This is a genomic window from Ferrovibrio sp. (assembly GCF_035304305.1).
Taxonomy (GTDB): domain Bacteria; phylum Pseudomonadota; class Alphaproteobacteria; order Ferrovibrionales; family Ferrovibrionaceae; genus Ferrovibrio.
The window spans coordinates 17,162-41,747 of the sequence record NZ_DATGQG010000067.1 but is presented as its reverse complement, the minus strand read 5'-3'; the positions used below and the strand labels follow the sequence as shown (position 1 = coordinate 41,747).

Below are 24,586 nucleotides of genomic sequence, written 5' to 3'. Positions count from 1 at the left end.
TGACACGGTTCTGCCACACGTCTTAAGACGTCGGCATCTGGGGGGAGCTTCCCATGAATCCTATCTGGTTGGGACTGGCGGCACTGGCTGTATGCGCGGGACAGGTCATTGGCCTGGCCGACGCGGCCGCCCGGGAACCCAGGAAGCCGATGGCGTTGATCCCCTTCGAACAGGAGCGGGCCCAGGAACGCGGCGACCGCGTCCTGATCAATCTCAACGAAGACATCACCCGGGTCCCCGCCTTCCGGGTCGTGGAACTGCCGATCGTCGACGGCAAGATCGGCGAACATGCGCGCCTCGACGACGACGTCGAGATCTACTTCCCCTTCGGCCGGGTCGTGGTCGCCACCACGGAATTCCATAAATACCGCCCGGCGCTGCTCGCCAGCGCCGACCCGGGCGCCGGCGGCGAAGGTCTGCCCGATCCGGACTATGCGCGCGTGAAATCCTTCGACAAGCAGCTCGGCAAGCCCTGCGCCATCCAGATCCTGCCGAACGGCCACGAGGTCGAGATGCGGATCCGCCATGACCGTCTGATGTCGGTGGTGCACACCATGCCGGCGCGCCATGTCGGTCCGGAGTCCGAACAGCATCCCTCCTACCGCGTCGTCAGCGGCCTTGAGATGCGCTTCCTGGCGCTGAAGGAGCCGATGGCCGAGCCGCTCTATCGCCAGTGCATGAGCGCGAAGGGCCAGAAGGTCACCCAGAAGAACTGACCCGAGCCGGGCCGCCATGTCGCAGACCGACTGGCTCCAGCTCATCGCATTGCTGATGATGGGCGCGCTGATTCTGCCGGCCGTCCTGCGCCTGCCCTGGGCCAATCCGCGCATCCTGCTGTTCATCGCCGCCTGGCTCGGCATCTTCCTCGTCGTCAGCCTCGTCATCCGCTTCGCGGGATAGCCCGCCTGCTCACCCGGCGGTAACCGGCGCGTTGCGCATCCCGCCGGTACCTTCACGGGAATTTTTGTCGCCAAAGCGGCCGAACGCCCCAATTATCCTCCGCGTCTATGGGCAACGCGGCGAATGCCGCACTCGGAGGAAAACACCCAATGAATGCCGACATTCTGAGCCTGGTCCCGAAGGTCGATTTCACCCGCCGCGGCTTTGTCAAAACCGGTCTGATCACCGGCTTCACCGTTGCCGCCGGCCCGGTCATCGCGCAGTCCGCCATCACCACCGACACCAACGGCCTCACCGCCGGCGAAGTCAAAGTGCCGGTGCCGGGCGGCGAGATGGCGGCCTATCGCGCCATGCCCGCCCAGGGCGGCCCCTTCCCGACCATCCTGGTGATCCAGGAGATCTTCGGCGTGCACGAATACATCAAGGACACCTGCCGCCGCTTCGCCAAGGAGGGCTATCTCGCCATTGCGCCCGATCTCTACATGCGTCAGGGCGACATGAGCAAGGTGACCGACATGCAGGGCGCGATCGCCATCGCCGGCCAGGTGCCGGATGCGCAGGTCATGGCCGATCTCGACGCCATGGCCAACTGGGCCAAGAGCAACCGCGGCCATGCCGAGAAGCTCGGCATCACCGGCTTCTGCTGGGGCGGGCGCATCACCTGGCTCTATGCGGCGCACAACCCGAATGTCAAAGCGGGTGTCGCCTGGTACGGCCGTCTGGTCGGCCAGTCCAACGAGCGCACGCCCAAGCATCCGGTCGATCTGGCCAGAGACCTGAAGGCGCCGGTGCTCGGCCTCTACGGCAGCGCCGACCAGGGCATCCCGCTGGATACGGTCGAGCAGATGAAGAAGGCTGCGGCCGATGCCGGCAAGAAGGTCGAGTTCCACGTCTACGACGGCGCGCCGCATGCCTTCCATGCCGATTACCGGCCGAGCTACCGCAAGGAAGCCGCCGAGGACGGCTGGAAGCGCGCGCTGGCCTGGTTCCGGCAGCACGGCGTCGCCTAAGCCGGGCATCGCCTGTTTCACAAAGCCGGCGCGGGCCAGCCCTGCGCCGGCTTTTTCCTGCATGCTAGGATGCGCGCCTCAACCGGAGAGTCGCCGATGCTGCTTGTTCCCACCTATGCCGCCGCCAGCAGGATCGAGGGCGTCGGCCTGTTTGCCGCCGCGCCCATCCGAAAGGGAACGCTGATCTGGCGCTTCGAGCCGGGTTTCGACCGCATCATTCCGCAGGATGAATTCGAACGGCTGCCCGAGGTCGCGCGCGCCTTCGTCGACCGCTACGGCTATGTCACGCCGCAGATTCCCGGCGGCTGGGTGGTCAGCCTCGACAACACCCGCTTCATCAATCACAGCCCGACGCCGAACACCGACAACACCACGCCGGAAACCTACGCCGCGCGCGACATCGCGAAGGACGAGGAGATCACCTGCGATTACGGCGAGTTCTGCGAGAGCTTCGAGCTCTCCTAGCTGCAATAAAGAATGGAGGCGGAAACGGTTCCTGCGTCGGCCGTGATCCGAGAATCCCGTTCTTCACAGGCGGAAACAGGATGGCCGGGACAAGCCCGGCCATGACAACAATCGGGCAGGCTTACAGCCGTTCCTTCAGCTGGCTCGAGGCCTTGAAGCGTACCGACTTGGATGCCGGGATCTTGATCGTCTCGCCGGTCTGCGGGTTGCGGCCTTTGCGGGCGGCGCGGCGCGTGACCTTGAAGGTGCCAAAGCCGACGATGGTGAAGCCGCCTTCCTTCTTCATCGCCTTCGCCATCGCATCGAAGATCGCGTCCACCGCCGTGCCGGCCGCCGCCTTGGTGCAGCCCGCATTCTCGCGCACGATCTCGACCAAATCCGCCTTGTTCATCCGAACCCCCTGAAGCAAACAGTGACATGTCCCGCAGAGAATCGGGCGATCCGCTGCGAGCCGATGCAGTTACCATATCGGGACCGGCGGGCAAACACGGGCGGCCGATTCGCCGCCTGCGGTTTTCACCGAGGCGGTCCTTCCGCGGAACAGCCCGGTCTTTTGACCTAAATCAAAGCGCGACGCGCACGACGGGAGGAATCTGGAAGCCTTCTACGAGACCGGAGGAAAAAAGAAAAAAATGTCTTCCGCAGAACAGATCTTCCTGATCGGCATCCTCGCCGCCTTTTCGCTCTTCGCCGTCGTCCTGGCCTTTGCCGCCAGGACCTCGCCGTTCCGCCGGGACGACAACTAGAGCAGCGCTTCAGCCAGCTCGCGGCGCAGGGCACCTTCCGTTACCAGCGCCTTGGCGGCGGCCAGATCCGGCGCCAGCCAGCGGTCATCGGCCATGAATGCGACCTGGCCGCGCAGCAGGCTGTGCGCCTTCTGCAGCCGCGGCGAGGTCGCGAGCGGCTTGCGCATGTCCACGCCCTGGGCGGCGCAGAGATATTCGATCGCCACGATGCCGGCGGCGTTCTCCGCCATGGCCAGCAGGCGATGCGCGCCATGGGTCGCCATCGAGACGTGATCTTCCTGGTTCGCGGAGGTCGGTATCGTGTCGATACTCGCCGGATGCGCGCGCTGCTTGTTCTCCGACGCCAGCGCGGCGGCCGTCACCTGCGCGATCATGAAGCCGGAATTGATGCCGGGATTGGGCGCGAGGAAGGCCGGCAGGCCACTGAGCACCGGATCCACCAGCAGGGCGATGCGGCGTTCCGAAAGATTGCCGGTCTCGGCCAGCGCCAGCGCGATGATATCCGCCGCGAAGGCGACCGGCTCGGCGTGGAAGTTGCCGCCGGAGAGAATCTCGCCGGTTTCGGCGAACACGAGCGGATTGTCGGTGACCCCGTTCGCCTCGCGCTCGAGCGTCGCGGCCGCCTGACGCAGCAGGTCTAGCGCCGCGCCCATCACCTGCGGCTGGCAGCGGAGCGAATACGGATCCTGCACGCGCGGGTCGTTGCTGCGATGGGAAGCGCGGATGCCGGAGTCGGCCAGCAGCGTGCGCAGAATCCGCGCCACATCGATCTGGCCGGGCTGGCGCCGCGCTTCGTGAATGCGCGGATCGAAGGGCGTGTCGCTGCCGGCCGCGGCATCGACGCTCAGCGCACCCGTCAGCAGCGCCGCAGCGAACACATCCTCGGCGGCGAACAGGCCGGCCAGCGCCAAAGCCGTCGAAACCTGCGTGCCGTTCAGCAGGGCAAGGCCTTCCTTCGGCCCGAGCTGCAGCGGCTGCAATCCGGCCCTCGCCAGTCCTTCGCGGGCATCGATTTCCGCGCCGTCGATGCGCAGCCTGCCCTCGCCGATCAGCGGCAGCGAAAGATGCGCCAGCGGCGCGAGGTCGCCCGAGGCGCCGACGGACCCCTGCGCGGGAATGCAGGGAAGCGCATCGGCATTGAGCAGCGCGCAGAGCGCTTCGATCACTTCCCAGCGCACGCCCGACAGGCCCTGCGCCAGCGCGTTGATCTTCAGTACCAGAATGAGGCGGACGATGGAATCGGGCAGCAGCGGGCCGGTGCCGACGGCGTGGCTCAGCACCAGCCGGCGCTGCAGCTCCGTCACCTGCTCGGGCGCGACGCGCTCGCGCGCCAGTTTGCCGAAGCCGGTATTGACGCCGTAAACCGCCTCGCTCTGTGCCGCGGCCCTGCCTATTGTCTGCGCAGACTGCTCAACGGCGCGGCGCGCGTGGTCGTTGACAACCACCTGCACGCGACCGCCGCGGCAGATCTGCGCGAGATCGGCAAGGGCGACGCGACCGGGAACCAGGTGCCAGGGCATGCTGCCCTCCTTCTTTCGGCGTGGGAGCAGGCTAAGCCGCGCCGGTCAGGTTGTCTATACATGATTATTTGACTTGCCGCCGGATGGGCCGCGGCCTTAAATGCTGGCCGGAAGCTTTGCCCATCGCGGGCCGGGCGATTGCAACTCGGGGGAGTTGGCCATGACCATGAAAATCATCACGGGCGCCATCGGCGCCGCGGCTCTGCTGTTCGCCGGATCGGCCGCCGCGCAGGACAAGATCGTGCTCGGCATGAGCGGCTGGACCGGCTTCGCGCCGCTGTCGCTGGCCGCCGAGGCCGGCCTGTTCAAGAAGCATGGCGTGGATGTCGAGATCAAGTTCATCCCGCAGAAGGAGCGTCACCTGACGGTCGCCTCCGGCTCCACCCAGGCGGTCGCCACCACGGTCGACACCTTCGTGGCCTGGACCTCGGCCGGCATTCCGCTGACCCAGGTGCTGCTGCTCGACAAGTCGAAGGGCGGCGACGGCCTCGCGGTGCGCAGCCAGTACAACAAGATCACCGACCTGAAGGGCAAGACCATCGCCGTGGATGGCGCCGGCACCACGCCGCACTTCACCCTGATGGTGTTCATGAAGCGCAACGGCATGAGCGTGAAGGACGTGCAGTATGCGACGCTCGGCCCGGGCCCGGCCGCGCAGGCCTTCGTCGCCGGCCAGTACGATGCCGCGCTGACCTACGAGCCGTACCTGTCGCAGGTGCGCAACGCGCCGAACGCGGGCAAGATCATCCTCACCACGCTGGATTATCCCTGCGTCGTCGACATGGTCGCCTTCCAGCCCGACTTCATCAAGAAGAACCCCAAGATCGTGCAGGGCGTGGTCAACGGCTTCTTCGACGCGCTGGAGATGATCAAGCGCGAGCCGGACAAGTCCTATGAGATCATGGGCAGCAAGGTGAAGCAGAGCGGCGCCGACTTCGCCAAGTCGGCCTCCTACATCGCCTGGCAGGACAAGGCCGCGAACCAGGCCTATTTCAAGGGCGAGCTGCAGGCCTTCATGAAGGAAGCCGCCGAAATCCAGCTCGAGGCCGGCGTGATCAAGAAGATCCCCGATCTCGGGCCCATGGTTGACGACAGCTTCATCAAGTAAAGCCCGTGTTCGAACCTCTGCAACCCGTGTCCCCGGGACGGCGTACCGTCCTGGGGATTCTGTTTTTCGTGCTGTTCTTTGCCGTCTGGGGTGGCATCACCCTGGGCGGCATCGTGCCGCCGCTGTTCCTCGCCGATCCGCTCAAGGCGCTGCAGTCCGGCATCACGCTGTTCACCGAGCACGGCTTCATCGTCGATGTCGGGCTCACCATCTGGCGCGTGGTCGGCGGCTTCATCATCGCCGCGATCTTCGCCGTGCCGCTCGGCATCCTGATGGGCGCCTTCAAGGGCGTCGAAGCCTTCTTCGAACCCTTCGTGTCCTTCGCGCGCTACCTTCCCGCCTCCGCCTTCATCCCGCTGCTCATCCTCTGGGCCGGCATCGGCGAGACGCAGAAGCTCAGCGTCATCATCATCGGCTCAGTCTTCCAGATCATCCTGATGGTCGCCGTCACCGTCGGCGGCAGCCGGCTCGACCTCGTGGAGGCCTCCAAGACGCTGGGCGCCCGCCGCTCGGGCATCGTGCTGCGCGTACTGCTGCCCGGCGCCGCGCCGCAGATTGCCGAGATCCTGCGCCTCGTGCTCGGCTGGGCCTGGACCTATGTCATCGTCGCCGAGCTGATCGGTGCCCAGAGCGGCATCGGCCACATGATCATGGACAGCCAGCGCCTGCTCGATACCGGGCAGATGATCTTCGGCATCTTCATCATCGGACTGATCGGCCTGATCTCCGACTTCCTGTTCAAGAAGGCCAACCAGCGCCTCTTTCCCTGGTATTTCATCAAGTGACCAAGCTTCGCATCGATAACGTCAGCCGGGTGTTTCCGGGCGTGCGCGGGTCCGAGCCGACCCGCGCACTCGAGCCGGTCTCGCTGGATGTCGCCGACAACGACTTCATCACCATCCTCGGGCCATCGGGTTGCGGCAAGTCCACTCTCCTGCGCATCGTCGCCGGGCTGGACCAGCCGACCACCGGCAGCGTCCTGCTGGAGGGCCAGCCGGTCAGCCAGCCGGGACCGGACCGCGGCATGGTGTTCCAGTCCTACACCCTGTTTCCCTGGCTGACGGTGCGGGAAAACATCTGCTTCGGCCTGCGCGAGAAGAAGGTGCCGGACGCCGAACAGCGCGAGATCTCCGACCGCTTCATCGAGCAGGTCGGCCTGCGCGGCTTCGAGAACCACTACCCGAAGCAGCTCTCCGGCGGCATGCAGCAGCGCACGGCGCTGGCCCGCGCGCTGGCCAACGATCCGAAGATCCTGCTGCTGGACGAGCCGTTCGGCGCGCTGGACAACCAGACCCGCGCGCTGATGCAGGAGCTGCTGCTCGGCATCTGGGAAGCGTCGCGCAAGACCGTGCTCTTCGTCACCCACGACATCGACGAGGCGATCTTCATGGCCAACCGCGTGCTGGTCATGACCGCCCGCCCCGGCCGGGTGAAATGCGACATCACCATCGACCTGCCGCATCCGCGCCACTACACGATGAAGACGACGCCCGAGTTCGCCGCCTACAAGGCGCGGCTGACGGAAGAGATCCGCGTGGAATCGATCCGTGCCGCCGAGCTTGAACATTAGGGACTACCGCGCGGAAGACCGTGACGCGCTGATCGCGCTGTGGCAGGCCTGCGACCTGACGCGGCCGTGGAACGATCCCGCCACCGACATCGCCTTCTGCGTCTCCCGGCCGGAATCCACCATCCTGGTGGGCGAGCAGAACGGCAAGGTTGTCGCCTCCGTGATGACCGGCCATGACGGCCATCGCGGCTGGCTCTATTACCTCGCCGTGGAGCCGTCGCTTCAGAAGTCCGGCCTCGGCCGCCGCATGGTGGAGGCCGCCGAGGCGTGGCTGAAGGCCCGCGGCGTCCCCAAAGTCATGCTGATGGTGCGGCCGGAAAACGGGAAGGTCCGCGCCTTCTACGACGCACTGGGCTACGAGGAAGAGCCGCGCGTCATCTTCGCAAAACGGCTGGACGGGAAATAGCTATTTGCCGAGCGCCGCCGCGTAAGCCTCCGGCCTGAAGCCGGCCAGCGGCTTGCCCTTGCCCGTTTCCAGGATCGGCCGCTTGATCATCGAGGGCTGCGCCAGCATCAGGGCGATGGCCTTCTTCTCGGTCAGATTCTCGCGGTCGGCCTCAGGCAGCCTGCGGAAGGTGGTGCCGGCGCGGTTCAGCACCGTCTCCCAGCCCAGCGCCTGGCACCAGGCTTCCAGCTTCGCGCGGTCGGCGCCTTCCTTCCTGTAGTCGTGGAAGTCATAGGCGATGCCATGCTCGTCCAGCCAGGTGAAGGCCTTCTTCATGGTGTCGCAGTTCCTGATGCCGTAAATCCGGATGGTTCTAGTCGCCATGATCCGCTGACGTCCTGTTGAATCCTGTCGGGCGGACTTCCTGATCCGCGATGCCCCGTTCGATCACCGGCTCGAGCGGCCGTCCGGCATGCAGCAGCCACCGCCCGCGCGGATGATACATGGTCTGGCCGTGAAGGCTATGGACCAGCACCAGTTCCCGCACCGTCCAGGAGATCGGCTCCACCGGCTGCTCCGGCAGATCGTGATCGCCATAGAGCAGCGTGACATGCGGATGGAGGGCCGGGCTGGTGCTGTGACGGAAGCCCGCTCCCGCCACGGCCCGCCGTACCTTGTCCTGAAACATCTCCAGCCCGGCGGTGCCCTCGCCGCCGCACAGCACCAGCGGCCGGTGGCCGGCCCGGCCCGAGAAACTCTTCACGCGGTCGAACATGACCGTGAAAGGCCGTGCGGTGATGCCAGCCACGGCCTCGCGCAGCTGCGCGAGCAGGCCGGGCGGCAGGCCATAGTAATTGCCGACCAGACAGAGCGAGACATGGAACCGCTCCCTGCGCAGCGGCAGGCCGCGAATGCGATGGCGGGCGCGCAGCCCGAACGCCAGCCGCGCGATCCGCTCGGCAGCCGCCCGATCCGGGAAGGCCGCAAAGAAGAGCCGGTCGACGGACTGCGCCGCCATTTCACGCCGCCTGCTGCCGGCCCTGCTGGTACTGCAGGAGACGCTCGCCGATATCGCCCATCAGGTCGACCAGCGTCTTCAGGCGACGGCCTTCCTCGGTGAGGCTGTATTCCACTTTCGGCGGCACTTCCGGATAGATGGTGCGCTTCACCAGGCCGACCTGTTCCAGCGCACGCAGATCCAGCGTCAGCATGCGCTGCGAGATGTTCGGCATGGCGCGGCGCAGATCGCTGAACCGCATCGGCCCGTCCAGCAGGTAGTAGATCAGCACGATGCGCCAGCGGCCGCCGAGAATGCGCATCGCCTCTTCCAGCGGGCAGCCCGAAACGCTCTCCTTCATCGCAGATCCCTCGGTATAATTTTTGTGGCAGCGTAACAAAATAGTGCTGTCTTCCCAAAAGAAAGACGCCTCTCCATGTTCTGCGGCGTCAACCATTACTGCAGGGACAGGACCATGGAACCAGTGCTTTTCTACGGCGTGCCGCAGGGCTGCTCGTTCGGATCGATCGTCGCGCTCGAATGGCTGGGACAGCCCTACCGGCTCTGCCGCATCAACATGCCCGAAGACATGCAGGGCGATCTCTACGCTCGCATCAATACCGTGCGCGAGACTCCGGCGCTGCTGCTGGAAGACGGCACGACGCTGAGCGAGAGCGCCGCCATCCTGCACTACATCGCCGCGCGCGATCTCTCGAAAGGTCTCGGCTTCGCGCAGGGCACGCGGGATCATGACCGGCTGAACCAGGTGCTGGCCTTCCTCAACACAACCTACTTCTCCGCCTTCAGCCCGCTCTGGCGCGCCTACGAGATGGAGGAAAACCCACCGGTACAGAGCGTGCTGCGCGAGGTCGGCCGCGAGGATGTGCGCAAGGCGCATGGACATCTGGAGGCCATGCTGGAAGGCCGCGAATGGCTTGCCGGCAGTCAGCGCACGGTGGCGGATGCCTACTTCATCGGCCTGTCGCGCTGGGCCACCTACCACAGGGCCGTGGCGCTGCAGGACTACCCGAACATCTGGCGCCTGGTGCGGAAGCTGGAAGCTGATCCGGCCGTCGCCTTCGCCCATGCCATCGAGGCGGGCAGGCCGGCGACATCCTCCGGCGGCTTCCGTGGCCATGTCACGCTCGAGGAGCTGAGCCCGAAGCTCGCCGCATGAGCTAGCCCGCCTCGCGCGACAGCCGGTCGAGATGCTGCCGGATATGGGCGGCCTCGGCCGGCGTATGGGCCAGCGCGATGGCCTGGTCGAAGGCGCGGCGCGCCTCGTCGGCCCGGCCGAGCTGCTGCAGCAGCGCGCCCTTCAGGCCGTGAAAATGGAAGTAGCCCGACAGCCGCTCGGCCAGCGGCGCGATCATCTCGAGCGCCGCCTCGGGGCCGCGCAGCTTCATCACCGCGACGGCGCGGTTGAGCGTGATCACCGGCGAGGGCTGCATCCGCTCCAGCGCCGCATAGAGCTGATCGATCCCTGCCCAGTCGGTTTCGGCCGCTGATGGCGCCTGGGCATGCAGGCCGGCGATGGCGGCCTGTATCTGGTAGACGCCCGGACGGCGATGCCGCACCGCCTTGTCGATCAGCGCCAGCCCCTCGGCGATCAGATCCGGGTCCCACAGGCTGCGATCCTGGTCCTCGAGCAGGATGATGGCGCCGTGCTCGTCGAGCCGCGCCTTCGCACGGGCATGCTGCAGCAGCATCAGTGCGGTGAGACCCATGATCTCCGGCTCGGCCGGATAGAGCCGCAGCAGCAGCCGCGAAAGCCGGATCGCCTCCTCGCAGAGCGCGATGCGGATATGCGCCGCGCCGCCGCTGGCGGAATAGCCCTCGTTGAACAGGAGGTAGAGCATCGCCGCCACCGCCGCCACGCGCTCGGCGCGCTCGGCCGACCCCGGCGCCTCGAAAGGCACGCCGGCCTGCTCGATGCGGCGCTTGGCACGGGTGATGCGCTGCTCCATCGCCGCCTCGCCGACCAGGAAGGCGCGCGCGATCTCGGGCACGGTGAGGCCGGAGACGATGCGCAGCGCCAGCGCGATCTGCTGCGTCGCCGGCAGATCCGGATGGCAGCAGATGAACAGCAGCCGCAGCACGTCGTCGCGGTAGCGCGACTGGTCCAGCCGCTCGGCCGCGTCGCTTTCGGCATCATCGGTGTCGGAGATCGCCGCCTCGTCGGGCAGTTCGACGTTGCGGCTGCGTTTGCGCAGGTCGTCGAGCCCTGCATTGCGGCCGACGAAGACCAGCCAGGCGACGGGATCGCGCGGCGGACCGTTCTGCGGCCAGTGTTTCAGCGCCCGCAGGCAGGCTTCCTGGAAGGCTTCCTCGGCGCGGTCGAGATCGCGGAAATAGCGCAGCAGGGCTGCGATCGCCTGGGGCCGCGCGCCGCGGAGCGCCGTGTCGATCCAGGCGAGGTCCGTCATAGCGAGAGCGGCGTGCCCGGGCGGAAGACCCGCAGCGGACGGATTTCGAAACTGCCGCGCAGTTCGCTGCCATGCAGCTCGGTGGCGAAGGCAATCACCTCGTCGAGGCTGTCGGCCTCCACGACATAGAAACCGAGCAGCTGTTCCTTCGTCTCGGCGAAGGGGCCGTCCAGCACCACCGGCTCGCCCGCGCCGAAGCGCAGCGTGGTGGCCGCCGTGGTCGGCATCAGGCGGGCGACGGCGCCGAGTTTGCCCTTCGCCGCCAGTTTCTCCTGCACCTTCATGCGGTGGCCCAGCACCGCCTCTTCGGTTTCCCTCGGCCAGGCCTCGACCGCAGCCTCGTCGTTGTAGCAGAGGATGGCATAGAGCATGGGGCGCCTGTTCGTCTTCATGACCGGAGGACGGGCGAGCATGCCCGATCCCGACAGGGGCGCAAGGATTTTATCGCGCTGCCGATCCGCGGCGCATTCGCCGCACATGGGCGGCGTAGCGCGGCTTATTCGTGCTTATTCGATGCTTATTTTTTCTTATGCCACGCTAAGGCGCGCTTGCCGGTGCCTTATGCCGTCTCCAGTCCGCTTTTCCTCCTGGTGCCTGCCTGCTCTGCGCGCCCCGTCGCATCGCGGGCCACCCGGCAGATTACCGCATCGGGCCGGGGAGGTAAAGAACATAATGCGAACAGATAGCTGAAGGTCCGGCTTCCGGCGCAATCCGGTCCGGGATAATGATCGGTTCGATGAAGGCGACAGGAGATGGCCATGGCGAAGCTGCGCGTCGGTCCATTCAGCATATCGCTCGACGGCTTCGGGGCCGGACCTGATCAGAGCCGCGAGCAGCCGCTGGGCCGCGGCGGCGAGGCCCTGCATGAATGGTTCGTCCCGACCCGCACCTTCCGACGGGTCCATGGCGAGAGCGGCGGCACGACGGGGACCGATGACGAGATGTCCGCGCGCGGTTTTGAGAATATCGGCGCCTGGATCATGGGCCGCAACATGTTCGGCCCGGTGCGCGGCGACTGGGGCGATGAATCATGGCGCGGCTGGTGGGGCGACACCCCGCCCTTCCATGTGCCGGTCTTCGTGCTGACGCATCATCCGCGCGCCCCGCTGCAGATGAAAGGCGGCACGGTCTTCCATTTCGTTACCGGCGGCATCGCGGCGGCACTGAACCACGCGCGCGCCGCCGCGGCCGGCAGGGATGTGGGCGTCGGCGGCGGCGTCTCGACCATCCGCCAGTATCTGCTGGCGCGGCTGATCGACGAGATGCATCTGGCGATCCCGCCCGTCCTGCTCGGGCGCGGCGAAAGCCTGTTCGCGGGCATCGACCTGCCCGCGCTGGGCTACCGGGTCATGAAGCAGGTCGCCGGCGAAGCGGCGACCCATGTGCTGATCGCCCGTGCCTAGTCGAGCAGCGCGCTGACCTCCACCTCGATCAGCAGGTCGGGATGTACCAGCGCGGTGACGCCGACCAGCGTGCTGGCCGGATAGGGTCCGTCGCCGAAATGCTTCGCGCGGGCGGCGCGGATCGGCGGCAGCATCTCGGGCTTCAGGCCGACTACATAGGTATTCATCTTGAACACCTTCGAGAAATCCGCGCCGGCCGCCGCCAGCGCCTTGGCCAGATTGGCATAGACCTGCTCGGCCTGGGCCCCGATATCGCCCTTCCCGACCACGGCGCCGCTCGCGTCGAAGGCCACCTGCCCCGAGATATGCACCTGCCGCCCGGCGGACACGACGGCGACATGGGAATAGCCGGTCGGCTTCGAAAGGCCCTCGGGATTCATGCGGTCGATGGTCATGATGCCTCCCTGTGAATGTTCCTGTCCTACAGTATCGCCGCGTTGACCCAGAGATGGGTGAGGATGCTGGCCACGTAGCCGAGCGCGATGGCCCAGGACCAGCGCAGGTGGTTCATGAAGGTGTAGTGGTTGCGCACCAGCCCCATCAGCACCACGCCGGCCGCCGTGCCGATCGACACCAGACTGCCGCCGACGCCGGTGCTGAGCGTCACCAGCATCCACTGGCCGCTCGACATGTCGGGATTCATGGTCAGCACCGCGAACATCAGCGGGATGTTGTCGAAGGCCGCGCCCAGCAGGCCGATGGCGATGTTGGCCCAGGTCGGGCCGAAATCGCCGTAGAGCCAGTTCGACACCAGCGCGAGATGGCCGGCCACGCCGAGGCCGCCGACGGCGAAGATGATGCCGAAGAAGAACAGCAGCGTGTCCCATTCCACATGCCGCATGGCGCGGAAGGAGTCGAAGCCGATGGAATCGTCGCGGCGGCGGCGCCCGATGGTCTGCAGGACATAGGCATACATCTGCAGGTATCCGAGGCCGAGCATCATGCCGAGCGCCGGTGGCAGGCCGATCACGCTCTTGAACAGCACCGCGGTGCCGATGGTGGCGAGGAACAGGATGATCACCGTGACGCCGCCGGGCCGCAGCCGGGTGTCCTCGGTCACCGGCTCGGGCGATCCCTTCGGCACGGCGAAGTGCATGAACACCGCCGGCACGACGAAATTGACCAGCGAGGGCAGGAAGAGCCGGAAGAATTCCAGGAACTGCAGCTTGCCCTTCTGCCAGACCATCAGCGAGGTGATGTCGCCGAAGGGCGAGAAGACGCCGCCGGCATTGGCGGCGATGACGATGATGATGCAGCCCATGACGATGAAATGCGGGCTGCCGACGCCCAGCGCCACCACCACGGCGCCCATCACCAGGGCCGTGGTCAGGTTGTCGATGATCGGGCCGAAGAGGAAGGACAGTCCGCCGACCAGCCAGAAGAGCTGCCGGTAGGTGAGGTGCCGGCCGACCAGCACGGCGCGCAGCGAGTCGAACACGCGCCGCTCGCGCATCGTGTTGACGTAGGTGATCGCCACGACGAGGAACAGCATCAGCTCGCCGTAGTCGAGGATGACATGTTTCGCGGCAGCCTCGAGCGCCGCGCCCTCGCCATGAACGGCATAGACCACCCCGAGCAGCGCCCAGATCAGGCCGGCCGCCAGCATCACCGGCTTCGACTTGCGCATGTGGATGACCTTTTCGACCACCACGAAGGCATAGGCGATGAAGAAGATCAGCAGCGCCAGATAGCCGACAGGGTGGTTCGTCAGATCGATGAGCGGCACCGGCTCCGCCGCCCGGGCAGGAGCGGCAGACAGTAAGGGCGCGACGATCGCAGCCTGAAGCCACGGCCGTAAGCCGGTGCGGGCCATTCCTCCCCTCTTTCGCATGACGAAAGTCGAATCACGCCGATCATGGAAGGAACTGCCCCGCCGACGCAAGAAAACATGATGGCGGGGCGCCTTCTCTCCCCGGAGACCGGAATGCGCGCGGGGCACCGGAACCCGGCCCTGCGGGCGGGGATTGAGTCCGGCACACGGACCGACAGCAGCCCCACAGGGAGGCCGGCATGGATGCGCAATCCCTCACCCCCGCCCGGACGCTCGCGGGCATGGCGAAGACGCCGTTTCCCGGCGAAAGCGAAGACTACCGTCAGGCACGCGAGGCCCTGCTGGCCGAGGAGATCGAGTTCCGCCGCCACATGACGCGGCTGGCCGAGCAGCGCCGCCGCCTGCCGCCCGGCCCGGTGATCGAAAAAGATTACCGCTTCATCGACGAGACCGGCTTCGAATGCGGGCTGATCGACCTGTTCGGCGACAGGGATACGCTGGTGACCTATTTCTGGATGTACGGGCCGGAACGCGCGCGGCCCTGCCCGATGTGCACCAGCTGGCTCGGCGCCGTGAACGGCAATGCCATGGACATCAAGCAGAAGGTGGCGCTGAAGATCCTCGGCCGCAGCCCCGTCGAGCGGCAGTTCCTGTTCGCCCAGGAACGCGGCTGGCGTGACCTCGATTTCGTACAGACGAAGGGCGACGACTACGCCAGCGACCTCGGCCTGCTGCGCGACGGCTACGAATGGCCGGCGCTGACCGTCTATCGCCGCGACGGCGAGCGGGTGCGGCTGTTCTGGGCCAGCGGGATGACGCAGGCCATGGCTGACCCCGGCCAGGACCCGCGCGACGCGCCGGACATCGCATCGTTATGGACGATCCTCGACCTCACGCCGGAAGGACGCGGGACGGACTGGTATCCGAAGCTGAGGTATTGAAAGGCGGCGAAGCCTAGCCGCCGATGTTCCGCGTCATCAGCAGCCAGTCGCCATGCGGCTGCAGCTTCGGGTGCGGGACAGATGGCTCGCTGGCGAGGACACGGAAGCCGGTCGTCTCATAGAGACGCAGGGCATCGCCATTCTCGCTGGAGACGATGATGCTGATCACGCTGCGCCCGCATGCCCGCGTCACGTCCTCCGCCACGCGCAGCAGCCGGCTTCCAAGGCCCTGCCGGCGATAATCGGGCATCGTCGCCAGCACGTTGATGTACCAGCTGCCCGCCACGAGGCATTCCAGGCGGCACAACGGATGCACGAGAGCCGGCATCTTCGACAAATCGCCCGGATCGGTGTCGTCAATCGGATAGCCGAGCAGCAGCGCGGTGACCCGCCCCTGATCCTCGCCGACGATGGCGTTCTCGTAACTGAAGTTGACGCCGCTGCGTGCCGCCCGGCGGGCGCCTATATCCAGCGGCGTCTCGCCGGGCCTGCATTCCTCCGCCCAGAAGAAATCGGGCATCCCCTCGCCGGCATAGCTGGTGAGCTGCGCGATGGCGCGGGCATCGGACTCCCGTGCGCGGCGGAACGGCGGATCGAGGGCGATCTGCATTGGCGCCTCCCGTGGTTCAATGCAGGAGCATTCTACCCATGGAAAGTCCGCTCGTCTCAAATGACAGTACGCAGATCACCGCCGACGGCGATCAACGATACCCGATTTTCACCTTCTCCGCCGCGGCCCTTGCCGCCGCGCGGGCCTGGTCGGTGGTGCCTTCGCGGATCAGCGCCAGCGCAACGCCCATGCGGCGGTAGGGTCGCGTGGTCGGCTTGTTGAAGATGCGGACGTCGAGGTCGATGCCGCGCGCCGAAGGCTTCAGCGCATCGGCGATGCCCTCCACGGTGAAATCCGTCGCGTCGCGGTCGGCGAGGATCACGGCCGAGGCGGCCGGGCCGTGCAGGGTCAGCGACGGGATCGGCAGGCCGAGCACGGCGCGGGCATGCAGGTCGAATTCCGACAGGTTCTGCGAGATCAGCGTCACCATGCCGGTGTCGTGCGGCCGCGGCGAAAGCTCGGAGAAGATCACCTGGTCGTTCTTGACGAAGAACTCGACGCCGAAAATCCCGTAGCCGCCGAGATTGTCCACCACCGCCTTCGCCTGGCGCTGGGCCTCCTTCACCGCCGCCTCCGACATCGCGGTCGGCTGCCAGCTTTCGCGGTAGTCGCCGCGCTCCTGCCGGTGCCCGATCGGCGGGCAGAAGAACACGCCGTCGCGGGTGCGCATGGTGAGCAGGGTGATCTCGTAGTCGAAATCGATGAAGGCCTCGACGATCACGCGCCGGCGGTCGCCGCGCATGCCGGAGACGGCATACTCCCAGGCCTTGTCGATGTAGCCCTTCGCGCGCACCGTGCTCTGGCCCTTGCCCGATGATGACATCACCGGCTTGACCACGCAGGGAATGCCGATCTGCTCGACGGCCGCGCGCATCTCCTCCAGGCTCTCGGCGTAGAGGAATTTCGAGGTCGGCAGGCCGAGCTCGTTCGCCGCCACGTCGCGGATGCGGTCGCGGTTCATGGTCAGCATGGTGGCGCGGGCCGACGGCACCACGTTGTAGCCGCGATCCTCGAACTCCTTCAGCACCTCGGTGCGGATCGCCTCGACCTCGGGCACGATATAGTCGGGCCTGTGCTTCTCGATCACGGCCGAGAGCGCCGCGCCGTCCAGCATGGAGAAGACCTCCGCCTCGTCGGCCATCTGCATGGCCGGCGCGCCGGCGTAGCTGTCGCAGGCAACCACATGGGCGCCGAGGCGCTTGGCGGAGATGGTGAATTCGCGCCCCAGCTCGCCCGAGCCGAGCAGGAGGATCTTCGCAATGGCGGACATGGTCGAGACAAACCCCGGTTGAAAATGGCGGCCGATCCTACAATGCCGCCCGCCGCCCCGGCCAGATGTCCGGCCCCGCCGCCCGCGGGTTTGGGGGAGGAGCGCCGGAAGATTTTTTGCCGCCGCCCTGTCGGGACCGCCACCGTCCGGCCGTCCTCGGGTTGACGGCCCATGACGGAAGGAGCGACCGATGATGAACGTCACGCAATGCCTGTGGTTCGACCGGGACATGGACGCGGCCCTGCGGCTCTACACCTCGCTGATCCCCGGCTCCTCGCTGGACTGGAACTCGGCGCTGGCGGCCGATTCCCCCGGCGGCCCGGCCGGCAGCGTGCGGATCGCCGGCTTCACGCTGGGCGGCCAGCGCTACATGGCCTTCGAATGCGGGCGGCCCGAGGGCTTCACCCATGCCTCGTCGATCCTTGTGGAATGCGACACGCAGGAAGAGATCGACCGCCTGTGGGAGCGCCTGGGCGACGGCGGCCAGATCGAGCAATGCGGCTGGCTGCGCGACCGCTGGGGACTGGCGTGGCAGATCCAGCCGAAGCGCCTGCGCGAGCTGATGGACGGCCCCGACCGCGCGGCGGCGAAACGCGTCGCCGAAGCCATGCTGCAGATGGTGAAGCTTGATATCGCGGCGCTGGAGAAGGCCGCGAAGGGCTAGCGCGGCCATCGGCGATTGCCCCGGCCCCTGCCCCGGCTATATGACTGGTCGGGAGCAAGCAGACAGGAGGCGCCCGTGCCCGAACTGGTGATCGGCGAACGCCGCCGCGATATCGGCGATTTCGAGGTCGGCCGGGTGCTGCCCTTCGCCAGGCGGCGGATGATCGGGCCCTTCGTCTTCTTCGACCACATGCTGCCGGTGCAGCTGCCCGCCGGCGTGCCGCGCAGCGCCGACGTGCGGCCGCATCCCCATATAGGGCTGGCCACCGTGACCTACCTCTTCGCCGGCGAGATCATGCATCGCGACAGCGTCGGCTCGGAGCAGCCGATCCGGCCCGGCGAGGTGAACTGGATGACGGCCGGCCGCGGCATCACCCATTCCGAGCGGTTCGAGAAGGCGCGCGCCGAGGGCGGCCCGATCCACGGCATCCAGGCCTGGGTCGCCCTGCCCGAGGCCGACGAGGAAACCGATCCGGCCTTCTTCCATCACGGCAGCGACGAACTGCCGGTCTTCGAGGAGGACGGCGTCTGGGGCAGGCTGATCGCCGGCGAGGCCTTCGGCCATGCCGCCCGGGTGCGGACCCATTCGCCGCTCTTCTATCTGCACTGGGAGCTGACGCCCGGGGCGCGGGTGACGCTGCCGACCGAATATCCCGAGCGCGCCGTGCATGTCACCGCCGGCGCCATCGAGGTCGGCGGGCAGCGTTACGAACAGGGCCAGATGCTGGTCTTCGCCTCTGGCGCGCCGGTCGACATCCGCGCGCTGGAAGCCTCGACGGTGATGGCGCTGGGCGGCGAGCCGGTCGGCCCGCGCTTCATCGAATGGAACTTCGTCTCTTCCCGGAAGGAGCGCATCGAGCAGGCCAAGGCCGACTGGCGCGCCGGCCGCATGAAGCTGCCCGATCTGGACAACGCCGAATTCATCCCCCTGCCGCCGGATCCCGGCACGCCGGCCAATCCGATGTCGTGAGGATCGGATGATCGGTTTGACAACACCTACTCACCGTCCTCCACCCGGTAGCGCTTCAGCAGCGGCGCCTGGGCGAACATGAAGGCGAAAGTGAGGCCGAGCAGGCCGAAGACCTTGAAGGCGACCCAGACATCGGTGCTCTGGGTGCGCCAGACGATCTCGTTGAGCACCGCCATCGCGGCGAAGAACAGGCCGAAGCGCAGCGTGAGCTGACGCCAGCCCTCCTCGGTGAGCGACAGCGCCGCGCCCAGCAGCGGCCGCAGCCAGAGCTGGCGGAAGGCCAGGCCGCCGAGCAGCAGGACGGCGAAAAGCGCGTTGATGATGGTCGGCTTCATCTTGATGAAGGTTTCGTCCTGCAGCCACAGCGTCAGGCCGCCGAAGACCAGCACGACGCCGGCGGTGAGCAGCGGCATGGCCGGCACCCGGCGCTCGTAGAAGAGCGCCAGCGCCAGCGCGACGAGCGTCGCCGCCAGCAGGGCCGCCGTCGCGGCCATGAGTCCCTGCAGGGCATAGGCGATCAGGAAAACCGCGAGCGGACCGTAGTCGGTGGCCGGCTTCAGCCAGCGCGGCGCGGCATTGCGTGGTTCGGCGTTGCGTGTTTCTGTCATGCCGTCAGCGCAGCCGAAGCCGCTTCCGCCGTCAAGCCCCCGCCAGCGCTGCCAGTGCGCAGAGCCGCGCCTCGCTGCGCGCGATGATCCAGCCATCGAGCAGGACGGTGTCGCCGCCGACGAAATCGGCCTGGCGCCGCGCGGCCAGCGCCGTGCGGATCCCGGCCGGCGTCCCCGGCCCGGCCTGCGCCGCGATCTCGGGCAGCTGGCGCAGCAGGTCGCTGGCATTGCGCTCCGCCGGTTCCTGGGCGAGGTAGAGATGCCCGATGACTTCGGCATAGTCGCGGTACTGCCAGTAAGGCTCGGGCGGCAGCGCATTCTTTCCGCCGCCGTGATCCGGCGGCGGCGCGAAGATCGCCGCCAGAGCCGATGCGACCGCATCGCGCCGCAGATGAAGGAAAGGCGCGACGCGCGCGGTTCCGCGTGCGGGCAGGTGCTGGGGAATGGGCATGGCTCACCTGTTTCTTCCTTGTCCGCTGAACACACGGTGCCGCTTTTGGTTGCCGGCCGAAAAAATGTGCAGCGCGCGTGCGATGAAGCGATGACATCGCGTCAGGCGATGATGTCAGCCGTGTGACCGTATCGAGGAATGCGGATGCGCGCGACCGGAAGGCGGATCGCCCGTCCCATTGCCGTGATTGGCGGCAGTTACGGCGACAGAGCGCAATTCCGTGCTTGACGGAGTCGGGTTCGCGCTTATGGGAGTCTTATTTTCGCTTATTCCGTCCTTATCGGCGCCTGCCCGGCCTTCGTCGTCGTTCTTCCCTGTCTGCGTCTCCGCATGAGATGCGACCGTCGCTGCCGGCGATGCGGGCGCTGTCGCGGATTCCTCCCCGGGCGCCGGCGGCAGAATGCCATAGGAGCGGGCCCAGGCTTTCAGCGCGGCGAATTCGGCATTCATTCTCCGGCCTTCCTTCTGCAGGCGACGGAACTCGGCCATGTTCGGCGGCTGCCGGCCGGCCGCTTCCTTCAGCTCGGTGATCAGCTGCGCGTCCCGTGCCGCCAGCGCGTTCCCGCTGCCGCCCTGCCCGTCAGGATCGACATCCGGCGCAAGGCCGGTCTGGCGCGCCAGCCACTGCCAGCTTTCGCCATCGATCTCCGCGACGCGGCCGCCGCGCTGCACGACGGCTTCGCGGGCCGCGTTCTCGAAGGCCAGCCGCGCCGAGAGGCGAGAGCGTTCCAGCGCCCGCCTGAAAAGGAACCGGAAGCGCGCGCTCCTGTCGAAATGCCGCCACAGCCGGTCTTCGGAAATGCCGAGGGCTGCAGCCACCTGCCCGCCGGGCTCGCCGGCGGCCAGTCGTTGCGCCGCCTGCTTCCAGTCCACGCGATGCCGCGCCTTCGGCGGGGCAGCACCGTCCGGAAAGGTATCCTTATAGGGAACAGGGGTAGTGTGGGTCATAGGTAGCTCCCGCTGAAGTCTGCGTAGATACAAAGTAGCGCCAACTGACCCGATTGTAAACAAAAAAAGAACATATAGGATAATGAATCTATCCACCACCAACAATCATTGGTTCATCAACACTTTATTGTTTGACTTCCCGCCACGCGCTTGGCCTGATTCCCGGATTACTTTGTACGCCTCCATGAGAAACGTGGACGTGACACGCGATGCAGGGATCGAGGGCAGAAGCTGAACTCCCGCCGGCAGACTGGGCAGCCGACCTGCTCAGTTTTACCGATCGCCTGATCGCGAGCCCCGACCTTCAGACCGTCGCCGACGAAGCCGTCCAAGCCTCCGTCGCCCTGCACCGCGCGGATTTCGGCAAGCTGAAGCTGATCGACCCCGTCTCGGGACGGCTGCGCATCGTCGGCCAGCACGGCTTCAGCCCCGATTTCATCAGCGCTCTCGAGACGGTGTCGGATTGCTGCTGCGGGCGCGCGGTGCGCCGCCGCGAGCCGGTCATCATCGTCGACATCGAACGGGACGAGGGCTTTGCGGAATACCGCGCCATCGCCGCGCGCGCCGGCTTCCGCGCCGTGCAGTCGACGCCGCTGATCGATCGCTCCGGCGAGTTGCTTGGCGTGGTCTCGACGCATTTCCGCGAGCCGCATGTCTTCTCGCATTGCCAGATGCAGGCGATTGCGCATTACGCGCGGTATGCGGCCGAGATGGTGGCGCGCTGCCGCCGCGAGCAGGCGGCGCGGGAAAGCGCCGAGCGGCAGAGCCTTGTGAACGAGGAACTGCGCCATCGCGTGCGCAACCTGCTCACCGTGATCGAGGCGATCGCCTGGGAAACCGCGCGCGCCAATCCGCCGGAGGATTTCACCGACATCTTTTCCGGCCGGCTGCGGGCGCTCTACCGCGCGCAGAACCTGCTGATGGATTTCGGCGTCGCCGGCTGCGACATCCGCACCCTGCTGCGCGAACAGCTGATGCTGCCCGAGAGCGATCCGCGGGTGACCTGCAAGGGACCGGCGCTGATGCTGAGCGCCGCGGACTCGCTGGATATCGGGCTGCTGTTCTACGAGCTCGGCACCAATGCCCGCAAATACGGCGCGCTTTCGGTGGCGCGGGGCCGCGTCGCCGTCGAGTGGTCGCTGCCCGAGGGCGCGGAGGGCATGGCGATGCAGCTGCGCTGGCGCGAAAGCGGTGGCCCCGCGGCGGAGGTCCCCGTGCGCCAGGGCTTCGGCAGCAAGCTGATCCGCCGCATCTCGCGCGGCAACGCGCAGCTGCGCTTCGAGGCGACCGGCCTGACCTGCGACCTCACGATCCCGCTGCGCGGAGCCAACAACGGCTAGGAAGACTCTGAGAGGACGACCGCAGCCGCCCGCATGGTCCTCATGAAATCGGGTACAGCCTGCCGCCGCTCATCGGGCGTGCCACGCCGGTCGTGCCCGGCAGGCTGAGCGGCAGACCGCGCACCGCGCGCATGGCGAGGAAGGCGAAGGCTTCCGCCTCCAGGCTGTCGCCGCGCCAGCCGGCCGCCTCCACCGGCTCGACCGGCAGGTTGAGATACTGCGTCAGCATCCGCATCATCGTCGCGTTGTGCCGCCCGCCGCCGGTGACGAGGCAGCGCAGCGGGCGCTGCGGCAGATGCGACAGCCCGCGCGCCACGGCGGCGGCAGTGAACGCAGTGAGCGTCGCAGCGCCGTCTTCCAGAGAGAGGCCGTTCACCGCATCGGCGGTAAAGTCGTCGCGGTCGAGCGATTTCGGCGGCGGCGCGGCGAAATACGGATGCGCCAGCAGCTTCGCCAGCACGGCCTCGTCCACCCCGCCCTTCGCCGCCGTCGTGCCGCCTTCGTCCTGCGCGCGGCCCGCATGGCGCAGCATCCAGTCGTCGAGCAGCGCATTGCCCGGTCCGGTGTCGAAGGCGAAGATCTCGTCGCCGCCGCTGCCGATGAACGTCACATTGCCGACGCCGCCGAGATTGAGCACCAGCAACGGCGGCTGAAGCCCCGCCCTGCGGGCCAGCGCGGCATGATACAGCGGCACCAGCGGCGCGCCCTGTCCGCCGCCGGCGACGTCCTGGCTGCGGAAATCGCTCACGGTGGCGATGCCGGTCAGCTTCGCCAGCAGGCCGCCATCGCCGATCTGCCAGGTGCGGCGCTCGTCGGGCCGGTGCAGGATGGTGTGGCCATGGAAGCCAAGCCAGGCGATGTCGGAGGGCTTCAGGTTCGCCTCGCGCAGCAGGGCCGAAACGGCTGCGGCATGGGCCTCGGTGACGGCCTGGGAGACCGCCATGACAGGTCCCCTGCCGCCCAGGACGGACCGGATGCGTTCCCGCATCGCCGGGTCATAGGGCAGGGTCAGGGCGGGGCCGAATTCCGCCACGGCCTCGCCGTCGGTGCGCAGCAGGGCGGCGTCGATGCCGTCCATCGAGGTGCCGCTCATCAGGCCGATAATCCAGGGATGCTGCGTCAATTGGCTGGGACCGGAAAGCTAGGCGATTCAGGGACGCTATGTTAGACCATCGGGCCGTTCACGCCCACAGACGCATGCAACAGCCATGACCGAGTACAAATCCGACTTCCTGCAGACCATGGCCCGCCGCGGCTATCTCCATCAGTGCACCGATGGCGAGGCCCTGGATACGCTGGCGCAGCAGCCACGCGGCATCACCTGCTATGTCGGCTATGACTGTACCGGCCCCAGCCTGCATGTCGGCCATCTGCTGTCGATCATGATGCTGCGGCGGCTGCAGCAGGCCGGTCACAAGCCGATCGTGCTGATGGGCGGCGGCACCACCAAGGTGGGCGATCCCTCAGGCAAGGACGAGCAGCGCAAGCTGCTCACCGAGGCCGACATCGCCGCCAACATGGCCAGCATCAAGACCGTGTTCAACCGCTTCGTGAAGTTCGGCGACGGGCCGACCGACGCGATCATGGTCAACAACGCCGACTGGCTGGACAAGCTGCAGTATATCGAGTTCCTGCGCGATTACGGCCGGCACTTCTCGGTCAACCGCATGCTCAGCTTCGACAGCGTGAAGGTGCGGCTCGACCGCGAGCAGCCGCTCAGCTTCCTTGAGTTCAATTACATGATCCTGCAGGCCTACGATTTCGTCGAGCTGGCCCGGCGCTATGGCTGCAACCTGCAAATGGGCGGCTCGGACCAATGGGGCAACATCGTCAACGGCGTCGAGCTCGGCCGCCGCGCCCATGACCTCAGCCTCTACGGCCTCACCTGCCCGCTGCTGATGACCGCCTCGGGCCAGAAGATGGGCAAGACCGCGAGCGGCGCGGTCTGGCTCAACGACGACATGCTGCCGACCTGGGATTACTGGCAATACTGGCGCAACTGCGAGGATGCCGATGTCGGCCGCTTCCTGCGGCTGTTCACCGATCTGCCGATGGACGAGATCACGCGGCTGGAGAAGCTGGAAGGCGCCGAGCTGAACGAGGCGAAGAAGATCCTGGCCACCGAGGCGACCGCGCTGTGCCGCGGCCGCGAGGCGGCGGAAGCGGCGGCCGAGACCGCCCGCAAGGCCTTCGAGGAAGGCAGCTTTGGCGGCGAGCTGCCGGTGGTGAAGATCGACCGCGCGCGGCTCGATGCCGGCATCGAGGCCTTCGCGCTGGTGCTGGAAGCGGGACTGGCGAAATCCGGCGGCGAGGCGCGCCGCCATATCCGCGGCAACGCGATCAAGCTGAACGACAGGCCGGTGAAGGAAGAGACGCAGAAGATCGGCAGCGCCGATCTCGGCACCGACGGCCGCCTGCGCCTCAGCTTCGGCAAGAAGCAGCACGTGCTGATCGAGGCGGCGTAAAGCTAAAGCCTGGATGGCC

Annotated in this window: 30 protein-coding genes; 15 read left to right on the top strand and 15 right to left on the bottom strand. The window is 67.0% G+C overall.

Features of this window, described 5'->3' with window-relative positions:
- The first annotated feature begins 53 nt into the window (after positions 1–53).
- The 4 genes from VKZ87_RS08635 (at position 54) to VKZ87_RS08620 (ending at position 2,375) form a co-directional block, all read left to right on the top strand.
- Positions 54–716, top strand: a complete 663-nt coding sequence (locus tag VKZ87_RS08635) for a hypothetical protein (RefSeq protein WP_324220849.1) — start codon at positions 54–56, stop codon at positions 714–716.
- A 16-nt stretch (positions 717–732) separates the two neighbouring features.
- Positions 733–900 (top strand): hypothetical protein, encoded by a 168-nt coding sequence (locus VKZ87_RS08630; protein WP_324220848.1) that lies wholly within the window; start codon positions 733–735, stop codon positions 898–900.
- A gap of 149 nt (positions 901–1,049) precedes the next feature.
- Positions 1,050–1,910 (top strand): dienelactone hydrolase family protein, encoded by an 861-nt coding sequence (locus VKZ87_RS08625; RefSeq protein ID WP_324220847.1) that lies wholly within the window; start codon positions 1,050–1,052, stop codon positions 1,908–1,910.
- 96 nt (positions 1,911–2,006) lie between these two features.
- Positions 2,007–2,375, top strand: a complete 369-nt coding sequence (locus tag VKZ87_RS08620; RefSeq protein WP_324220846.1) for an SET domain-containing protein — start codon at positions 2,007–2,009, stop codon at positions 2,373–2,375.
- A 121-nt stretch (positions 2,376–2,496) separates the two neighbouring features.
- Here VKZ87_RS08620 and VKZ87_RS08615 read toward each other — a convergent pair whose 3' ends face one another.
- Together VKZ87_RS08615 and hutH are read right to left on the bottom strand one after the other, a co-directional pair.
- Complete coding sequence (locus VKZ87_RS08615) at positions 2,497–2,766, bottom strand: HU family DNA-binding protein (protein ID WP_324220845.1); 270 nt, start codon at positions 2,764–2,766, stop codon at positions 2,497–2,499.
- Between the two features lie 351 nt (positions 2,767–3,117).
- Positions 3,118–4,641: a histidine ammonia-lyase gene (hutH, locus tag VKZ87_RS08610; RefSeq protein WP_324220844.1), complete on the bottom strand. Its 1,524-nt coding sequence runs from the start codon at positions 4,639–4,641 to the stop codon at positions 3,118–3,120.
- A gap of 160 nt (positions 4,642–4,801) precedes the next feature.
- On the opposite strand from hutH, the gene VKZ87_RS08605 reads away from it, so the two are divergent.
- From VKZ87_RS08605 to VKZ87_RS08590, 4 genes are all read left to right on the top strand, one after another.
- Positions 4,802–5,749, top strand: a complete 948-nt coding sequence (locus VKZ87_RS08605) for an ABC transporter substrate-binding protein (protein ID WP_324220843.1) — start codon at positions 4,802–4,804, stop codon at positions 5,747–5,749.
- A gap of 68 nt (positions 5,750–5,817) precedes the next feature.
- Positions 5,818–6,534, top strand: coding sequence for an ABC transporter permease (locus tag VKZ87_RS08600; protein WP_324220842.1), 717 nt, complete (start codon positions 5,818–5,820; stop codon positions 6,532–6,534).
- Positions 6,531–7,319, top strand: a complete 789-nt coding sequence (locus tag VKZ87_RS08595; protein WP_324220841.1) for an ABC transporter ATP-binding protein — start codon at positions 6,531–6,533, stop codon at positions 7,317–7,319. The genes VKZ87_RS08600 and VKZ87_RS08595 overlap by 4 nt, the downstream gene beginning before the upstream one ends.
- The gene (locus VKZ87_RS08590; protein ID WP_324220840.1) at positions 7,309–7,725 is read left to right on the top strand and encodes a GNAT family acetyltransferase; all 417 of its coding nucleotides are present in this window, start codon (positions 7,309–7,311) and stop codon (positions 7,723–7,725) included. Before VKZ87_RS08595 ends, VKZ87_RS08590 begins: the two co-directional genes overlap by 11 nt.
- Here VKZ87_RS08590 and VKZ87_RS08585 read toward each other — a convergent pair whose 3' ends face one another.
- Genes VKZ87_RS08585 through VKZ87_RS08575 form a run of 3 tightly spaced genes read right to left on the bottom strand, consistent with a single transcriptional unit; the run spans position 7,726 to position 9,062 of the window.
- Positions 7,726–8,088, bottom strand: a complete 363-nt coding sequence (locus tag VKZ87_RS08585) for an ArsC family reductase (RefSeq protein ID WP_324220839.1) — start codon at positions 8,086–8,088, stop codon at positions 7,726–7,728.
- The gene (locus VKZ87_RS08580; protein ID WP_324220838.1) at positions 8,078–8,722 is read right to left on the bottom strand and encodes a 2'-5' RNA ligase family protein; all 645 of its coding nucleotides are present in this window, start codon (positions 8,720–8,722) and stop codon (positions 8,078–8,080) included. The genes VKZ87_RS08585 and VKZ87_RS08580 overlap by 11 nt, the downstream gene beginning before the upstream one ends.
- Position 8,723: 1 nt before the next feature.
- Positions 8,724–9,062, bottom strand: a complete 339-nt coding sequence (locus VKZ87_RS08575; protein ID WP_324220837.1) for a helix-turn-helix domain-containing protein — start codon at positions 9,060–9,062, stop codon at positions 8,724–8,726.
- A 114-nt stretch (positions 9,063–9,176) separates the two neighbouring features.
- Between VKZ87_RS08575 and VKZ87_RS08570 the strand changes: the two genes are divergently transcribed.
- Positions 9,177–9,878 carry a glutathione S-transferase family protein gene (locus VKZ87_RS08570; protein WP_324220836.1) on the top strand — a complete coding sequence of 234 codons (702 nt, stop codon included), beginning with the start codon at positions 9,177–9,179 and terminating at the stop codon, positions 9,876–9,878.
- A gap of 1 nt (position 9,879) precedes the next feature.
- Here the strand turns inward: VKZ87_RS08570 and VKZ87_RS08565 are convergent, their stop codons facing one another.
- Together VKZ87_RS08565 and VKZ87_RS08560 are read right to left on the bottom strand one after the other, a co-directional pair.
- Positions 9,880–11,127 carry an RNA polymerase sigma factor gene (locus VKZ87_RS08565; RefSeq protein WP_324220835.1) on the bottom strand — a complete coding sequence of 416 codons (1,248 nt, stop codon included), beginning with the start codon at positions 11,125–11,127 and terminating at the stop codon, positions 9,880–9,882.
- Complete coding sequence (locus tag VKZ87_RS08560) at positions 11,124–11,540, bottom strand: YciI family protein (protein WP_324220834.1); 417 nt, start codon at positions 11,538–11,540, stop codon at positions 11,124–11,126. Before VKZ87_RS08560 ends, VKZ87_RS08565 begins: the two co-directional genes overlap by 4 nt.
- A 345-nt stretch (positions 11,541–11,885) precedes the next feature.
- Between VKZ87_RS08560 and VKZ87_RS08555 the strand changes: the two genes are divergently transcribed.
- Positions 11,886–12,530 carry a dihydrofolate reductase family protein gene (locus VKZ87_RS08555; RefSeq protein ID WP_324220833.1) on the top strand — a complete coding sequence of 215 codons (645 nt, stop codon included), beginning with the start codon at positions 11,886–11,888 and terminating at the stop codon, positions 12,528–12,530.
- Here VKZ87_RS08555 and VKZ87_RS08550 read toward each other — a convergent pair.
- Entirely contained in the window at positions 12,527–12,925 is a 399-nt protein-coding gene (locus VKZ87_RS08550) for a RidA family protein (RefSeq protein WP_324220832.1), read from the bottom strand. The genes VKZ87_RS08555 and VKZ87_RS08550 overlap by 4 nt on opposite strands.
- A gap of 26 nt (positions 12,926–12,951) precedes the next feature.
- On the bottom strand, positions 12,952–14,256 hold the full coding sequence (nhaD, locus tag VKZ87_RS08545; protein WP_324220831.1) for a sodium:proton antiporter NhaD: 1,305 nt from the start codon (positions 14,254–14,256) through the stop codon (positions 12,952–12,954).
- Positions 14,257–14,540: 284 nt separating this feature from the next.
- Here nhaD and VKZ87_RS08540 point away from each other — a divergent pair, with 284 nt between their 5' ends.
- On the top strand, positions 14,541–15,242 hold the full coding sequence (locus VKZ87_RS08540; protein WP_324220830.1) for a DUF899 family protein: 702 nt from the start codon (positions 14,541–14,543) through the stop codon (positions 15,240–15,242).
- 13 nt (positions 15,243–15,255) lie between these two features.
- Here VKZ87_RS08540 and VKZ87_RS08535 read toward each other — a convergent pair whose 3' ends face one another.
- On the bottom strand, positions 15,256–15,852 hold the full coding sequence (locus VKZ87_RS08535; protein ID WP_324220829.1) for a GNAT family N-acetyltransferase: 597 nt from the start codon (positions 15,850–15,852) through the stop codon (positions 15,256–15,258).
- Positions 15,853–15,943: 91 nt separating this feature from the next.
- A complete protein-coding gene (gene purT, locus VKZ87_RS08530; RefSeq protein ID WP_324220828.1) occupies positions 15,944–17,122 on the bottom strand; it encodes a formate-dependent phosphoribosylglycinamide formyltransferase in 1,179 nt (392 codons plus the stop codon).
- Positions 17,123–17,312: 190 nt separating this feature from the next.
- Here purT and VKZ87_RS08525 point away from each other — a divergent pair, with 190 nt between their 5' ends.
- Together VKZ87_RS08525 and VKZ87_RS08520 are read left to right on the top strand one after the other, a co-directional pair.
- The gene (locus tag VKZ87_RS08525; RefSeq protein WP_324220827.1) at positions 17,313–17,786 is read left to right on the top strand and encodes a VOC family protein; all 474 of its coding nucleotides are present in this window, start codon (positions 17,313–17,315) and stop codon (positions 17,784–17,786) included.
- 75 nt (positions 17,787–17,861) lie between these two features.
- Positions 17,862–18,755 carry a pirin family protein gene (locus tag VKZ87_RS08520; protein ID WP_324220826.1) on the top strand — a complete coding sequence of 298 codons (894 nt, stop codon included), beginning with the start codon at positions 17,862–17,864 and terminating at the stop codon, positions 18,753–18,755.
- Positions 18,756–18,781: 26 nt separating this feature from the next.
- Here VKZ87_RS08520 and VKZ87_RS08515 read toward each other — a convergent pair whose 3' ends face one another.
- The 3 genes from VKZ87_RS08515 to VKZ87_RS08505 form a co-directional block, all read right to left on the bottom strand.
- Entirely contained in the window at positions 18,782–19,363 is a 582-nt protein-coding gene (locus VKZ87_RS08515) for a septation protein A (protein WP_324220825.1), read from the bottom strand.
- 31 nt (positions 19,364–19,394) lie between these two features.
- A complete protein-coding gene (locus VKZ87_RS08510; RefSeq protein ID WP_324220824.1) occupies positions 19,395–19,814 on the bottom strand; it encodes a hypothetical protein in 420 nt (139 codons plus the stop codon).
- Between the two features lie 114 nt (positions 19,815–19,928).
- Positions 19,929–20,762 carry a hypothetical protein gene (locus VKZ87_RS08505; RefSeq protein WP_324220823.1) on the bottom strand — a complete coding sequence of 278 codons (834 nt, stop codon included), beginning with the start codon at positions 20,760–20,762 and terminating at the stop codon, positions 19,929–19,931.
- 209 nt (positions 20,763–20,971) lie between these two features.
- Between VKZ87_RS08505 and VKZ87_RS08500 the strand changes: the two genes are divergently transcribed.
- Complete coding sequence (locus VKZ87_RS08500) at positions 20,972–22,102, top strand: sensor histidine kinase (protein WP_324220822.1); 1,131 nt, start codon at positions 20,972–20,974, stop codon at positions 22,100–22,102.
- 40 nt (positions 22,103–22,142) lie between these two features.
- Here VKZ87_RS08500 and VKZ87_RS08495 read toward each other — a convergent pair whose 3' ends face one another.
- Positions 22,143–23,225, bottom strand: a complete 1,083-nt coding sequence (locus VKZ87_RS08495; RefSeq protein WP_324220821.1) for an anhydro-N-acetylmuramic acid kinase — start codon at positions 23,223–23,225, stop codon at positions 22,143–22,145.
- A gap of 85 nt (positions 23,226–23,310) precedes the next feature.
- On the opposite strand from VKZ87_RS08495, the gene tyrS reads away from it, so the two are divergent.
- Positions 23,311–24,567 carry a tyrosine--tRNA ligase gene (tyrS, locus tag VKZ87_RS08490; protein WP_324220820.1) on the top strand — a complete coding sequence of 419 codons (1,257 nt, stop codon included), beginning with the start codon at positions 23,311–23,313 and terminating at the stop codon, positions 24,565–24,567.
- The last annotated feature ends 19 nt before the right edge of the window (positions 24,568–24,586 follow it).

Excerpts from the sequence above, each read along its gene's own strand:
- VKZ87_RS08550 (WP_324220832.1), bottom strand. The coding sequence starts at position 12,925 with ATGACCATCGACCGCATGAATCCCGAGGGCCTTTCGAAGCCGACCGGC.
- VKZ87_RS08510 (WP_324220824.1), bottom strand. The coding sequence starts at position 19,814 with ATGCCCATTCCCCAGCACCTGCCCGCACGCGGAACCGCGCGCGTCGCG.
- VKZ87_RS08535 (WP_324220829.1), bottom strand. The coding sequence starts at position 15,852 with ATGCAGATCGCCCTCGATCCGCCGTTCCGCCGCGCACGGGAGTCCGAT.
- VKZ87_RS08555 (WP_324220833.1), top strand. The coding sequence starts at position 11,886 with ATGGCGAAGCTGCGCGTCGGTCCATTCAGCATATCGCTCGACGGCTTC.
- VKZ87_RS08620 (WP_324220846.1), top strand. The coding sequence starts at position 2,007 with ATGCTGCTTGTTCCCACCTATGCCGCCGCCAGCAGGATCGAGGGCGTC.
- VKZ87_RS08625 (WP_324220847.1), top strand. The coding sequence starts at position 1,050 with ATGAATGCCGACATTCTGAGCCTGGTCCCGAAGGTCGATTTCACCCGC.
- tyrS (WP_324220820.1), top strand. The coding sequence starts at position 23,311 with ATGACCGAGTACAAATCCGACTTCCTGCAGACCATGGCCCGCCGCGGC.
- VKZ87_RS08570 (WP_324220836.1), top strand. The coding sequence starts at position 9,177 with ATGGAACCAGTGCTTTTCTACGGCGTGCCGCAGGGCTGCTCGTTCGGA.
- purT (WP_324220828.1), bottom strand. The coding sequence starts at position 17,122 with ATGTCCGCCATTGCGAAGATCCTCCTGCTCGGCTCGGGCGAGCTGGGG.
- VKZ87_RS08630 (WP_324220848.1), top strand. The coding sequence starts at position 733 with ATGTCGCAGACCGACTGGCTCCAGCTCATCGCATTGCTGATGATGGGC.
- hutH (WP_324220844.1), bottom strand. The coding sequence starts at position 4,641 with ATGCCCTGGCACCTGGTTCCCGGTCGCGTCGCCCTTGCCGATCTCGCG.
- VKZ87_RS08605 (WP_324220843.1), top strand. The coding sequence starts at position 4,802 with ATGACCATGAAAATCATCACGGGCGCCATCGGCGCCGCGGCTCTGCTG.
- VKZ87_RS08615 (WP_324220845.1), bottom strand. The coding sequence starts at position 2,766 with ATGAACAAGGCGGATTTGGTCGAGATCGTGCGCGAGAATGCGGGCTGC.
- VKZ87_RS08540 (WP_324220830.1), top strand. The coding sequence starts at position 14,541 with ATGGATGCGCAATCCCTCACCCCCGCCCGGACGCTCGCGGGCATGGCG.
- VKZ87_RS08515 (WP_324220825.1), bottom strand. The coding sequence starts at position 19,363 with ATGACAGAAACACGCAACGCCGAACCACGCAATGCCGCGCCGCGCTGG.
- VKZ87_RS08575 (WP_324220837.1), bottom strand. The coding sequence starts at position 9,062 with ATGAAGGAGAGCGTTTCGGGCTGCCCGCTGGAAGAGGCGATGCGCATT.
- VKZ87_RS08505 (WP_324220823.1), bottom strand. The coding sequence starts at position 20,762 with ATGACCCACACTACCCCTGTTCCCTATAAGGATACCTTTCCGGACGGT.
- VKZ87_RS08565 (WP_324220835.1), bottom strand. The coding sequence starts at position 11,127 with ATGACGGACCTCGCCTGGATCGACACGGCGCTCCGCGGCGCGCGGCCC.
- VKZ87_RS08500 (WP_324220822.1), top strand. The coding sequence starts at position 20,972 with ATGCAGGGATCGAGGGCAGAAGCTGAACTCCCGCCGGCAGACTGGGCA.
- VKZ87_RS08580 (WP_324220838.1), bottom strand. The coding sequence starts at position 8,722 with ATGGCGGCGCAGTCCGTCGACCGGCTCTTCTTTGCGGCCTTCCCGGAT.
- VKZ87_RS08585 (WP_324220839.1), bottom strand. The coding sequence starts at position 8,088 with ATGGCGACTAGAACCATCCGGATTTACGGCATCAGGAACTGCGACACC.
- VKZ87_RS08560 (WP_324220834.1), bottom strand. The coding sequence starts at position 11,540 with ATGCTCGCCCGTCCTCCGGTCATGAAGACGAACAGGCGCCCCATGCTC.
- VKZ87_RS08635 (WP_324220849.1), top strand. The coding sequence starts at position 54 with ATGAATCCTATCTGGTTGGGACTGGCGGCACTGGCTGTATGCGCGGGA.
- VKZ87_RS08525 (WP_324220827.1), top strand. The coding sequence starts at position 17,313 with ATGATGAACGTCACGCAATGCCTGTGGTTCGACCGGGACATGGACGCG.